The organism is Streptomyces maremycinicus, assembly GCF_001184025.1.
GTDB classification, from domain to species: Bacteria; Actinomycetota; Actinomycetes; order Streptomycetales; family Streptomycetaceae; genus Streptomyces; species Streptomyces maremycinicus.
In genome coordinates, this window is the sequence record NZ_BBYG01000022.1 from 67,603 (window position 1) to 81,412 (window position 13,810).

Below are 13,810 nucleotides of genomic sequence, written 5' to 3' on the forward strand. Positions count from 1 at the left end.
CCGGATCTTGGTCTGGTGGCGCTGGCTCGGGTGATGCTGCGGTTGCAGTGCGAGCGATTGGGAGCGAGCGGGACTGGACAGGGCAGATAGTTCGCTGCCCGGACGCTGGCTATCTGGGATCGAGGGTGTGGTGGACCCGCGGGCTGGACCCGCGGGCTGGACCCGTGGGACGACGTCCGCGCCATCGCGGTGTCCCGTCTGCTCTTCTTCAGTCCGCTTCCAGCCGCATGACGACATCTCGGGTGACGATCGGTGCGGATGCCCGCTCGGACAGGATGCCCAGCAGGTCGGGGCGGATCACGACGGCGCAGCCGGTCGTCCGCGGCCACGGCAGGCGGTAGGCACTCCGCTCGTACTCGGTGCGCCAGCAGATGAACCGCAGGGCAGGACCGCGGTCGTCCTCCAGCGTCAGCGGGGCGCCGGGCTTCAGGCGGAGTGCGGTGCGGAGCCACGGGGTGGGTGTCAGTGTGAAGCCGGGTAGTCCCAGGCCGTGGGCGGCGTCTGCGGCGGCGGTCGTGGCGCGGTCGAGGCCGAGGAGCGGGATCCCCGGCGGGACGTCAGCGGCGGGGTGCTGCCCCGGCGGTCGGATCCACTCCTCGATGTCTCCGTCCGAGAAAGGGATAGCGTCACTGTCCTGGTTCCCGTAATCGGTCACTTCCGGGCCTGAGAAGCTCACGACGGTCAGGCCGGTCTTCCGGGTGTGCGGTGACAGGAACTTGCGTTCCTCCACGGAAGCGAGGATGCGCCAGCCCGGGAGAGTCTGTCCGGTGAGGGCGGCGGCTTGCGTTAGTGGCCGTGTGAAGATGGTCTCGGCGGTTGTTCCGGTCAGCGGAGTGTCCTGGCTGGCCGGGTCGTCCGGGCCGGGTGGCAGAGGAAGGTCGGGGCGTGGCCAGCGTGCCTCTTCGAAGGCCAGTGGAATGCGGGGGTCGTCTGTCAGTTCGGTGGCCAGCTGATCCTCCCAAGCTGCCGGATCGCTCATGCCTAGGCCCTGCGAGAGCCTGTGCGCGCGGCTACCCGCTGCCACCGTTTGGATCGCCTCTTCGATGGTCTCCTCTATGGCGAGATAGGCGTCCGGCAGCTCGCCCTCGTCGGCGCTGAGGTTGGCGCGGGACTGGGCCTTGTTCCTCTCGATGGTGCGCTCCGTGTCAATCTCGCGGCGAACCCTGGCGAGGACCGCTCGGATCAGCCCGGGCTGCAGTTGCTCGGCTTCGTTCAGCCGCGCGCCAGCCACCTCTGCCACCATCCCCGTCACGACGCGGTCTCTCGGGCTGTCCCCCTGTGCGGCGGAGGTCCACAGGCGGCTCGGCAGGTTCAGCCCGGCCGGGTCTGACGCTCCCATGGGAACGCTGGCCGCGTCGGTGAGCAGCCGGCGGGCGAGGGCGCGGACGGTGAGCAGCGGACCCCGGGCCAGTGCCTCGAGCGCGTCTTGGCAGTGGTCCACGACAGGTTGGGCTTGCGGCCCCTGTTCTTGGAGGAGGCACAGCAGCCACATCAGGGTCGCCGGATCGGAGAGTTGCTCCAGTGCGAGGGCCATGGCGGGTGCCGTGACTTCGGGGCGCAGTGTGACCAGAGATCGCGTCGCAACCATCGCTCGGCGTTTGCCTTCCCGGTCCGCGTGTGCGACTGCGGCCAGTGCCGCGGTCGCGAAAGCGTGGTCGAGATCGCCGGGTGCGGGGGTTCCGTTGTCCTTGTCGGGGGCGCGGTAGGGGTGCTGGGGGTCGTCGCTGTCGTGGACGCGTGGTGCTCTGCTCTCGATGACCGTTGCGGCTTCGTCCCAGAGGGCGAAGGCCAGGTCGAGGGAGTCGTTCGGGGGCAGGCCGAAGGCTTGCTGGGCGAAGGCGAAGATCAGTGCCTGGGTGATGCCGTGGGTCCCGTACCGACCGGCGCTCACCACTGCTTCGGCCTCTTCGGTGATGACGCGGTGGGTGAGGGTGCGATCGAGTTGCGCGGCCGTACGAAGGGCGTCGAGGGCTGTCTCGCCTCCGAAGTTCAGCCATCCGCCTTGTCCGCGGGTGCGTACCCATGTCAGTGCGTAGGCTTCGGCGGCGAGCGCGTCATGGCCGTTCTGGCGGAGCTTGTCCGCGAGTTGGCGCAGCAGGAGGGGACCGTCCCGGAAGTCGAAGGGGCCGGCGATGGCACGCAGGACTTGTGCGGCCTCGTCGGTCTGTCCTCGGGTGGCGAGGTTGAGCAGGCCGTCGCCGACGAGGTCTCTCATCTGTTCGAGGGTGTGTTGTGGTGCGCCAGCCTCGTACGGGCTCAGGTGCCATGCGCGCAGTACCCGGATCAGGCCGACCGGTTCGGAGGGCGCGAGCGACGGGGAGGCAGGTGAGGTCGGGGCCGTGGCCGGCTGCGCGGGGATGGGTGCGCTGCGGCGGGGCTGGGACTCGTTGGTGACCTGTGGTTCGGGCAGGCGGGTGAGCTGCGGGGCGCCGACGCGTTCGGCGACGGCGTTGAGTTCTGCGACCAGCTGTGCGTCGGTCAGTCTGGTCTGGTCGCTGGAGGAGTCGCGGTTGGCTTGCCGCTCGTCGGCCCTGCTCAGTGCGATGCGCAGCAGTTGTGGAACGCCGTCGGGCGTGGAGGGGCCGACTGTCCGGGCGAGCCGGTCCAGAAGTGCGGCGTCGGCTTGGAGGAGCGGGGTGTCCAAGGTGATGCGGAGCGCGGTTGCCACAACCGGATCGGCGGTGTCGTTCCACGCGCGCCAGAGGTCTTCTCGGGCGCCGTGGAGGATGGTGTTCGGGCCGTTACAGTCGCTGAGCAGGCCGGTGGCTGCGAGATCGGCAAGGGCCACGGGGTCTGCCCCGGCCAGGACGTTCCACCACCGCGGGCGGGCAGCGTTGGTCTCCTTGCCGTCGGTGTGAAGGACAAGACGTTCGCACAGTGGCTGGATTCGCGCCACTCGCGCCCGCCCCCGGGCCGGGGCCGCGGTGACCAGGGCGGGCAGCGGATCCAGGAGCTCATAGACGGTGATGTCCTTGCGCCAGCCGTAGGCCACTAGGAAGTGGCAGGCCGCCAGCCAGTGTTCCTCGGCCTCGGCGAGGTCGTCGGCGGTGAGGGCGAGGCGCGCGTGGATGAGGAGGTAACGGGCGAGGTCGCTGTAGAAACGTCCGCCAGCCTGCTGGAGGAACTCGTTGCGGACGGCTTCGGCGATGCCGGCCCGCCGTGCGGGCGTGGTGTGCTCGACGGCGATCGTAAGGAGCGTGTCGGCTGGCAGTGGTCCGCCCATCTCGCCGCGCAGGCTGACGCTGATTTCCCGGCTGACGTGGATGAGGGTCTTCCACGCCTGCGGCCAGTCCTGGTCGGACACGAGGGCGGCCGCCCGGCGTACCGACTCTTCGATGAGCGGATGGATCGAGTAGAGGTCGCACGCGCGCGGGCTGCCGGTGAAGCGGCTGAGGTCTGCGGTCAGGAGCCCGAGGGCTTCGATCACCAGGCCAGACTGGGTGTGTGTTGCGGCGACTTCGGCGCGCGCGAGGGCGATCGCGAACCGCAGCCAACAGGGGTACCAGCCGGGCCCCTGAACGAGAGCCGGTACCGCGTCCAGGACGCTAAGGTCGGTCTGCGCCGTGATCGCCAGGGCATCGAGCCACCTGGCTACGGCCACGGGGCTCCACTGGACACGTTCGTGCTGTACGTCGTGGGTGAGGGCGAACAGGGTGTCGCGGGCAGTCGAAGTCTCGTCTGTCGCAATGCCTTCAGCGAGATCGGCGGCAGCGACCCCCAGCGCGAGCAACCGGTGCCCCGTTCCCAGCACGTATCCCAGGTCGGCCGCCTCCTGAGCCCACTCCGCGGCGCTGCCCGCCTCACCGGGCACCGCGTCTGCGGCGATCTGCTCGGCGAGTGCGAGGCATACTGGGCCGCCCGTTGCAAGGCGCGGCACCAGGTCGGTGACGGCCTCGATTCCGACGGTGTCGAGGAGCGTCTTCACGACTGCGTCGGCCGTTGCCTGGTCACCCCGTTCCTCAAGCCACTCGGCGATGCGGTCCAGCGACACCGGCCGGTCAGGCCCGTCCTCGCGGGGCTCCTTACCTCTCCCCTGATCGGTAGCCGACAGGCGCAACCGACCCCGCAGGCGTGCCAGTTCGACGGCTCGGTCGGACTCCGCCCCGTAGGAGGTGTTGTCCGACTCGGCCTCGTGGTCGTGTGCTGTCATGTACGCGTGCCAAGGTGCCACGGCGCCTGCCGCGTCGAGGACGGCGCACATCTGTAGACCTGCCCGGGCAGGCATGACGGTCCGGCCGTCGTGCAGGAGCAGGTCCGCCAGCGTCTGAGCCCCCATCAAGGCGATCGGCACGTCCGCGAATTCCACCAGGTCCGAGTCGAAGCGCTCGAACTCGTACGTCTGCGCGGCCCTGGCGAGTTCGACGCACCGCGCGACGACCGGCCAGTTCGCCGTCCTGGCGGCGCAGCGCACGCCGGTGGCCAGGTTGTCCCTGATCGCCGAGGCCGGGTGGGCGGTGGCGACGGCCCGAGTGACGAAGTCACGCCCGATGTGGTCCACCACCTCCGTGTCGCGTCCAGCTTCGGCGAGGATCTGCAGGAGGCGGCGGAAGGCCCGCGGGTCGTCGAACAGTCCCTTTGCAGTCAGCCAGGTGGCGATCAGAGCCAGCGCCGATTCCAGGGCCCCAGGGTCGTTGTCGTAGCCCAGGCGCAGGTAGCGGGCGAACGACTCGTGGTAGACGCGGATTTCGCCGGGTCCGGCCGTCCCGGAGAGCACCGGGGCCAGTACCTTCAGTGCGCCGTCGATCCTGTGCGCCCGGTCCGGGATGATCTGCCCGAGCTCCTCGCGGGTGACGGACATTCCGAGCAGGGCGATGATGTCCGCGACGACATCGGCTTCCGCGCCGAGCGTGTCGTAGAGGTGGGCGTAGTAGCCCTGCAACGATCCCTGGTAGTCCGGAAGCGCCCGCACCACTGCCGCGGCTTTGGTGATCGTCTCCGGCCGGAGGGCGACCTCGCGACAGAGGTATGTCGCGTACAGGGCGTTGCCGCCCGAGCGTTCCTGCAGCGCGTCCAGGAAGTCAGTCACGTCGCGGTTGTCGGTCAGGAGGGCTTCGGTGCGCTCGTCGTCCGCCGCCGGGACGAGTCCGAGCCGCTCCGCGACGGCGCGGCACTCGTGCGCGGTCAGTGGCGGCACGGCGACGGAAGCCGCCTCGGCGTCCTGGAGGGGGACGAGGTGGTTCCCGGGCTGGCTGAGGACGATGAGGACGCTGCCGGGCGGGAGGGGCAGCGAGCCGAGGACCGCGGCGAGGGCCAGGGACGGATCGGCTCTCCTGGTTCTTCCTCCTTGTACGCGGGTGACGTGGTCCAGTCCGTCCACGATGAGCGCCACGCGCTGGGTGGGGTCCTTGCGCAGAGCGGTGTCCACAGCCGTCGTCAGTGCTTGCGCATCGGCAGCAAAACGCGGGCGCTGCTCCTGGACGAGGTCGGGGTCCGACTCGGCCAGCCGGCCCAGCAGGCTACCGAAGACCGTTTCGGTGACCACCCGGGTCAGCTGGTCACCGTCAGCGTCGCCGAGGTAGCAGTAGTGCTCGGCGACCAGCCATCCGTCACCGGTGAGTTGGTCGACCAGCTGCTGGCACGCCCAGGACTTGCCCTGTCCCGGAGGGCCCGTGACCAGCAGGACTCCCCCGCCGGCTGCCGCTGTCCCGGCCGCTTCCGCCAAGACGCCGATCGTGGCGGGCCGGGCCACTTCCAGGGCGCGGTCGACAGGGTTCGCGCGCACGACGGCGCCGAGGTCGCTGCGCAGTTGGGCCTGGCGCAGTAGCTCGCGGGGTATCACGTCGGTGCCGCGCTGCCGAGCGGAGCGGACTGTGCGGATCAGCGCCTCGGCGACGTCCTCCGGTGAGCGTCCCTCGTTGGGGTAGATCCCCGCGCCGAGCTCACCACGCACCCGTTGGAGGAGAAGCTGTTCGGCTGGCCCTGGCTGCAGGAGGTCCGTCGTCATGGCCGGTGCGTCGACTTCCACCACCAGGTGCTCGCACAGCCATTCCAGGTCCCGCTTGGACACGGCCTTTTCACCGCTGGTCAGGAACCCAAAGATGTTACCCGCCCTGCGTCGGCCCCGCGCGGGCAGGTCGAACCCTCGCCAGAGGGCTTCCGCGTCGAACCGCAGGAGTGTGGTGTTCATCCCAGGCAGGAACGGCGCGTCGGAGGAGCGGGCGGGCACCATCACCGCGTTCAGTGCGTCGTCGTCCGGAGGTGCATTGCGCATGACAATGCGCAGTCGGTGGGCGATGGCGCCCGCACCCGGTCCGTCCCGGTCGGCGACGGCAGCCGCCACAAGGCGGTCCAGTCTCAGTCCGCGATCGTCGGTCGTGAACGTGGTGTAGCCGAGGGGGTCTTCCTCGTCCGAGTGCTTGAACTGGATCCGTTCACGGGATCCGTCCGCGTTGATCACCGTGAGGTCGTCGAAGCGGTCGTCCGTCACCAGCTTCTCGTCTACATGGACCCTGACGATCCCGCCGAGCAGCAGGTCGACGACGCGGCCTGCCTCCATCAAGTCCTGGTACTCGTACCCGCGGTGCGCGGCAGTTAGATCACTCATGTCGGCAGCATTCTCCGCCGTCAAACACCCTGCTGGCGCAAAAATAACCGAACCGCGACGAAGGCTCCTGATCAGGTCCTGACCGCGCCTGTCACCCGACGTCGTCCACACTTCTTCGCATGCTTCGTCTCGCCGAGAGCGACGCGACGTAGCGCCCCAGTTGGTCCGTGGCTGGTCCGGGAGGGGCGCAGATTCGTGGTGAACAGGACCGGAAAATTGCTGAGCGGTCACGGATAGTGGCTGCGCTCTGTGGGTGCCTGGATGAGTAACGCCCTTCCTCCAGGCACCGAACTTGAGGCTCTAGAAGAACCCAAGTTTCGTAGGGCTGTATGAACAAAGAACGTTCTTCGTCTGCTGGTGGTACATCTGCTTGCGCGGGTCTGACCAGCGCGAATGAGGGCTCGCGAGTCCAGCGTCGAGTTATCGGCCCGTGCGTGGTCCGGATCTTGGCGTGGGTCGGTCAGGGTTGGTGTGTGGGCACTCGTACGGATGCCGGCGCGGAGGCGACGAAGAGCGTGGGAGCGGAGTCGATGCCCTCGCTCTCGGCCGGTGCAAGGAGCACAGTCCGCGGGCACATGGGGTGCGACGACGCGGCACGATGCCCGTCGGCAGTGACCACGAGCGAGTCGGATCGGGGAGATCGCCGTCTTCGCTGCCGCGAAGGCGAGCCGGTGACGTTCGTCGTGAAGTTGTCCATGTGGTGGCGCTGACCTGCGGTATCGCAGCGATCTGCATTGCTGACCTGCACGGATGCTTCCGTCAGAGCATTTCAGGCTCGTGCTGCTTTATGTAGCCGATCCTCCCCACGCGCTTTCCCAGCGGCGCTAATTTTCCCCGCATCTCCAGGGAAAGTCGATCACTCTCCGGGGCAACCGAGAATCGCAACGTCCAGATGACACCAATGGAGTCCGAGTCGTGTGGTGTTGCGGCTGGCCTCCAAGGCGGCCAAGGATCGCAGGGCCGGCAGTCTGGCCACGGCGGTGACGACCGCCGCGAGTGGCGGTCGCCCTCCGGGGCGGACGAGGATCGCAACACCGACAAGCTCGAACGCAAGCTACTACATAGTGAAGTGACGGCCGCTCCCTGCCACGGCCGGGGATCGCAACTATGCAACCGACGCCACCTCCGTCGCCTCATACTTGTGGCGGCGCCGTCCAGGGTGACCGCGGATCGCAACTTCAGCTCTGAGGTGTTCTGACCGCCGAATCCGCCGTGACGGCTGCTCTCCGGGGCGGCCGAGGACTCTGGGGCTTCCGGCTGCGTCAACGAGCACGAACGTGAACCGGTCGGAAAGGCCAACCTGTGCTTAACCCCCAGCACACACTGCGCTCCGACATGCTGCATGGAGCCGAAAGAGTGGCCTTCGGCCCAGGACAACCGAGCATGTCAGAGCCGGTCACTTCAGAGCGCCCCACCCCCACAGTCGCGCAGCGTGCCTGCGACAGGGAGAGCCCTTCACTGCGTCGCCCCTGGCGACCGCCACCTATGTCCTGCCGTCACGACGCCCAAGGGCTATGCGTTGCGATCCTCGGCCGTCTAAGGACTACCCCACCTTCTTGGTATCCGGTCAAAACCTCTCGCCCATCTCATTGCGATCCTGCGGTCACACCGATAAGTGGCCGCCACTGGAGCGCGACGGGGCCGGCCGCGTTGGCCGGGGCGTTGCGATCCTTGGCCACCCAGGAGGGCGACCCCCACTTGTAGCCAGCAAGCCGACCGAAGTAGGAAATGCCGTTGCGACCCTCGGCCGCACGGGAGGGGCGACCGCCACGGCGCGGAAATCCTCCGCAGGCTTAGCCAGGGGAAGTTGCGATCCTCGCCGTCTCAATGGGGCGAACGTCAGGTCCTGCTTGTCGTTGCCCTTGTGGTCCCACATACCATTGCGATTCTTGGGTTACCCCGGAGGACAATCGCCATTGTAGAGGCCGTTCGCCTTGGCGTCGGCGTTGTAGACGTTGCGATCCTCGGTCACCCCGAAAAGGCGACCGCCAGTTTGGGGTGGCGATCTCGATGATGTTCTCACCCTGTGCGTTGCGATCCTCGGCCGCCCCGGAGGGCGACCGCAACTTGCCGATGGAGCCGCGCCACGACTTGCCGTCGAGGTTGCGATCCTCGGTCACCCCGAAGGACAACCGCCACGCGTTCGCGCCGCTGATCACGCCGTACCCGTTGACGTTGAGATCCTAGTCAGTCCCGGAAGGCGACCGCCACGTCCAAGATGCAGGCTCGGGCGTGGGATCTAGAGACATTGCGATCCTTCGCCGTCATGGAGGACGACCGTCACGCCGATGTTTCGCGCCGTCGCGGACAAGCGCCCGGCGTTGTGATCCTCGGCCGCCCCGGAGGGCGACCGCCTGTGTAGCGCCCTGCCTGAGCTGCTGCCCGGTCGGCAGTTGTAATCCTCGGCCGCTCGGGAGGGCGACCGCCAGCGACGCGGTCAGAGTCTCGCCCGCTCGTCCTAGCGGTGTTGCTATCCTCGGCTACCTCGGAGGGCGACCGCCCGCACTCCGCCAGGGTGTGACAGTGGCCGAACTCAGCGTTACGATCCGCGGTCACCCCAAAGAGCGACCGCGAGGCTAGAGATCATCTCGTCAAAGACACAACCCTTCCGGTTGCGATCCTCGGTCCCCCTGGAGGGCGACCAGTAGCCCGGTGTCCGGAGTACGTGATCCCGACTGATCCGTTGCGATCCTCGGTCGCCCCGAAGGGCGACCGCCGACCCTGCGCGCTCGTGCCGCCAACGATGTGTCCGGCGTTGTGATCCTCGGCCGCCTCGGAGGGCGACCGCCACTGGCCCCGGTGTTGGCCGAGGGTTTCGATGTCGGAGACGTTGCAATTCTCAGCCACTGCGATGGATCGGTCCAGTGTGAAACAGAGCTGAACCCAGGTCTTCGGCTTGGGTGCCGTTGCGATCCTCGGCCGCCCGCGTGGGCGACCGCCACCCAAGGCCGTGTGCTGTTCGTTGGTTCAGTAGTGTTGATTGCGATCCTCGGTCACCCTGAAAAGGCGACCGCCAGTTCGGGGTGGCGATCTCGATGATGTTTTCACCCTGTGCGTTGCGATCCTGGCAGTCACCCTGGAGGGTGGCTGCCAGCCTGGACTGCAACCAAGACCGAGTTGGATGTTCCTGGTTGCAACGCTCGGCTGCCCCGGAGGGCAACCGCCTGATACGTGCGGCTGGTGGGCCATCCGACCCACTCGGCGTTGAGATTCTCGGCCGCCCTTGGGACGGCCGAGTTTTCCCCAAGTTGCCCGGCGCCGCGTACTTCGTGACGTCGATATTGCGATCCTCGGCCACCCCAGGGGGGCGACCGCCATCCCACGGTGACGATGCCGGCGACTGTGCGGGTATCGTCATTGCGATCCTCGGCTCGCCAGGCTACGACGAACCGGATTGACCCAGGCATCGGCTGTTCCGATCCTCGGTCGTCCCGGAGGGCGATCACCACCGGTTGCATGCTGAGCCAGCGTGGTGAGTTGAACGGGGTTGCGATCCTCGGCCGCCCCGAAGGGCGACCGCTAGAGGTATTGAGCACTCTCCCAGGTCTCATGTGGACGTGCTTGCGATCTGCAGCCGTCCTGGGGCGACCGTCAGACCGGGCCTAACGCCGAGTTCGGTCTTCTTGACGGCGTTGCGATCCTCGGTCGCCTTCAAGAGGGCGACCGCCACACGCAGATTCTGCCGCATCACCTGCGTGGACAGATGGCGTTGCGATCCTGGGCCGCCCAGAGAGCAAGTTCAGTCGATGAGCCGGGTCAGGGTCACCCCGGCGGGCATGTTGTCTTCGTCGATGGTGATGCGGTCGGTGTAGTCGTCCCAGGAGCGTGCCTCGCTGTGGCCGAGCGGCTTGATGCGGATCAGGTCGAAGAGCTTGTGTGCGGGAGCTCGTCCGTAGGCGTCGTCGTGGGAGAAGACGTACAGGCCGCGGATGGCCATTTCGCCGCGGGAGGATGCCCGGTCGTGGTCGAACATCATGGTCAGGGCCTGCCAGTAGGCGGCGAGGTCTTCCGGGGTGACTCCGGCCTTGGCGCCGAGGGCTCCGGAGTAGAAGCCGTGGCCGCGGTAGAGTCCGTAGGGGACGTAGTGCTTGTTGCCCATCTCGGTGACCTTGCCCTTGGCCAGGTCCTCGGGCTTGTTTGGGGCGACACGGGTGATGCCAGCCTCGAGCGGCGTGACGGGGTCGATGGAACGGGAGAAGGTGAGCTGCATGGGCCCGCGGGCCCTTCCCGCGTGCTTCTTCTGGTCGCCCACGGACATGACGGCTCCGAACATGCGCACGTCGTAGAAGTTGTGGATCATCCACTCTTGCGCGGTGGCGGTCTCGCCTTCCTTGGCGCCCCCTTCGATGTAAGCGCGCTGGATCTGCGGGTTGAGGGCGACGCCCTGTTCGACGTACATCTCGAAGCCGGGCTTGCCCTGGTGGACGAGAGTGATGGTGTTGCGGATCTTGCGCTTGAGGGCGACGTCGGTGATGAGGCCCTGGCCGGTGATGGGGTCGGTCCGGGGCATGCCGCCGGCGTCGGGGTCACCGTTGGGGTTGCCGTCCTTGACATCAATGAGGAAGACGTAGTCGTGCTTGCGGGCGGGGTCCAGGTGCGCGTCGGTCATGATTGTGGTCGGTGTCCTTCCGTGTCTGTGGCGTCGAGGTGAGCTGGCGGTGGGGCGTTACCAGAGGGTGTTGTCCGATGCGTCGGCGTCCTCGGCGGAGGCTTCGGGGAGGGCGTCCGCTTGCTCTTCTGCGGCGAGTTCCTTGCCGGCCTCTCGTGCCTTGATGGCTTCTGCTGCAGCGCGTGCGGAGTGGGCTCGCTGGTGGTCGTAGCCGAGGATGAACAGGGCCTGCTGTTCGGTGTTCAGGTGGGCGGGGATGGTGTCGAGCAGGTCGAAGGCGTCCCGCAGTCTGCTGTCCATGGCCTTGGCCGCGGGTCCACTGGTGCGGGCGATGGTGCGCAGGTGCGGTCGTGCTCCGATACGGAGGCGGGTGAGGACGGCTCGGGGGGAGACGACCGCGGTGCTCAGGTACTTGTCGGTGATGGTGGTGTTGACCTTGGGCATGGCCTTGCGCTGGATCGCTTCGAGCATGGCCATGATCCGTCCGCACACGTAGCCGGGCTCGGTCGACTGGGGGTTCAGCTGGGGCACACAGAGCTCCTTGTGGCGAGTCGTCGTACGGATCAGGGCGAGGCGCAGCAGGGCGATGCGGGGCCGGTCGAGGTTGTGGTCGGCGCGGATGCGCTGCAGGAGGACCGGCAGGAGATGGGCCGGTGGGGCGGCGCCGTGGAGTGCGGCTTTGGTGAGGTCGGCCTGGAGGTGCTTGGGGACGGTGGTGTCGACGTACTTCTTCTTGCGCTTGTCCCAGCGGGCGCAGGCGAGGGCGAGTCGCCAGACCGACCAGTAGGTGTAGGTGTTGTTCCAGCCGTCCCAGGTCTGCTGGTCGGCGAACCAGGTCCCGAGTCTCCGTTTCAGTTCGGGGACGGGGATGGTGATCCAGTCGGCGACGATGACCCTGTTGGTGTTCACCCGCAGGGTGAGGGCGTGGAAGGCGTTCTCGTCGAGTACTGCCAGTGCGTCTCGTCCCCGCCGGGGGTGGCGGATTCCGGCGACGAGCTGGGCCACCTCCTCGGGCTGGGGGTCGCGCAGGGTCCACATGGCTGTGTCGGTGTCGGGGTCACGGGTCCACCAGACGATGGCGGAGTCGTCGGCGAAGGCGCGGTGTTCGGGGTCGGCGAGCAGTGTGTTCAGGGCGGTGGCGGACTTGGTGCCGCAGTCGACGCAGATGGGGGTGGCACCAAGCTGCTTGGTGCCGGCCCGGAAGTGGGCGGGTTGGTTGAGGCAGACCAGCTGGGTGTTCATCCCGGAGTTGGGGATGCCCTTGATGGGAACCGGGAGCGTGGACAGCAAGGGCATGACGCGGCCGCACACAAGGCAGAGTCCCTGGTTCGCCTTGCCCGTCTTCCCGCTCTTCGCCTTCTTGACCTCGTGGGACCACCAGCTCTTGGCTTCCGGTAGGTCGTGGGCCCACTCGCCGTCCAGGCTGATGGCGACGAGGTGGTCCTTGTCCATCTCCAGCGGCCAGGCGGTCGGAGCGTGGCTGCTCAGCCATGCGGCCACCGCCTGCGCCTGGGGAAGGTGGGGGTGGTCGTTGCACCAGGACGTGACCAGTGCACGGTAGGCGGCGTGCCGGGTCCTCGCCTTGGTGACGTCGGCAGAGTTGGCCGAGAGGACCTTCTCCCCGTCCGGCCTTTTGACCAGGCCGGGATGGGCAAGCGCGAACTGCGCGGTGTCAGCAAACAGGATCGGTGCCGGCTTGGACCCGGAGCGTCCCGTGTACGGGGCGGTGATCTTCCGTTGTTCCTGACGGAGGTCGATGACCAGCGGTTCCGCGTTCTCTGTGCTGGATAGATCGATCTGCCACATGACCCGGCGCGTGAGGTAGTACTCAGGAGTGTCGCCCTGTCGGATGTCAGCTTGCCGGACGAGGCTCTGCATCAACACGTCAGGCCACCTCCTCCGCGGAGGCTCGTCCCTCGGCTCCGGGCATGCCACTGACCTCGGCGGGGGCGAGCGGGCGGTCGGGCACGTGGAGAACGCCGTGCTCGAGGTTGGCCCGGAACCAGTGGTAGCGCTCTTTGCCCTTCGGGAGGTACTCGATGTGGTGGAGCATCAGCCCGAGCTCGTCGATGGGCGGAATGCCTGCCTGGTCGGCGGCGGTGACCACGCCGGCCTCCTCCGCTGATCCGCGAGGCCCGAAGAAGGCTGCGAACTCGCGGCAGCCAAGATGGGGCTGCTCGTAGCAGGCACCGCGTGCGAGCCGGCGGTCGAACTGGTCGCGGTACTTCGGCAGGGGCGCGGTGCACCGGTCGGTGGCGCGGATCGTCGCGTGGATGCGGTAGGCGACGTCGCTCAGGGCGACGGTGACCCGCTGGCCGCGGTCCTCGGCGACGTCGTAGCGGTAGCCGTTGTTGGCCCGCAGGCTCTCGTAGGCGTTCTTGGTGATGATCGAGTTGTTGACCTCATTGCGCCGGAAGCGGGTCCACCTCACCGGCTTGAGCTGCTCGATCCGCTCGACCCGGTAGGTCATCTCCGGCTTCCAGAAGATGGCCTCCAGCAGTCCCCTCGCCGCGGAGGGGGTCATGGTCGGATACGAGACCCGCTCGACCTTGAGCTCCGGACGCGTGAAGCAGGCCAACGGCCCCCACGCCTCCACCTCAACGTGTAGCGGCCGGTCCGCGCGCTCATCGCGCCGCCGGGTCTGCTCTCTGGTCATA

Annotated in this window: 4 protein-coding genes; all 4 read right to left on the bottom strand. The window is 67.7% G+C overall.

The genetic code is table 11. From position 1 onward, the window contains the following. Positions 1-208: 208 nt before the first annotated feature. The 4 genes from AOQ37_RS33330 to cas5c all read right to left on the bottom strand — a co-directional run bounded on the left by AOQ37_RS33330 (position 209) and on the right by cas5c (position 13,809). Complete coding sequence (locus AOQ37_RS33330) at positions 209-6,544, bottom strand: AAA family ATPase (RefSeq protein WP_078890470.1); 6,336 nt, start codon at positions 6,542-6,544, stop codon at positions 209-211. A 3,739-nt stretch (positions 6,545-10,283) separates the two neighbouring features. After that, positions 10,284-11,153 (bottom strand): type I-C CRISPR-associated protein Cas7/Csd2, encoded by an 870-nt coding sequence (gene cas7c / locus AOQ37_RS33340; RefSeq protein WP_062650080.1) that lies wholly within the window; start codon positions 11,151-11,153, stop codon positions 10,284-10,286. Positions 11,154-11,210: 57 nt separating this feature from the next. Continuing rightward, complete coding sequence (gene cas8c, locus AOQ37_RS33345; protein ID WP_234437097.1) at positions 11,211-13,031, bottom strand: type I-C CRISPR-associated protein Cas8c/Csd1; 1,821 nt, start codon at positions 13,029-13,031, stop codon at positions 11,211-11,213. A 7-nt stretch (positions 13,032-13,038) separates the two neighbouring features. After that, positions 13,039-13,809 carry a type I-C CRISPR-associated protein Cas5c gene (gene cas5c / locus AOQ37_RS33350; RefSeq protein ID WP_062650084.1) on the bottom strand — a complete coding sequence of 257 codons (771 nt, stop codon included), beginning with the start codon at positions 13,807-13,809 and terminating at the stop codon, positions 13,039-13,041. Between the last annotated feature and the right edge of the window lies 1 nt (position 13,810).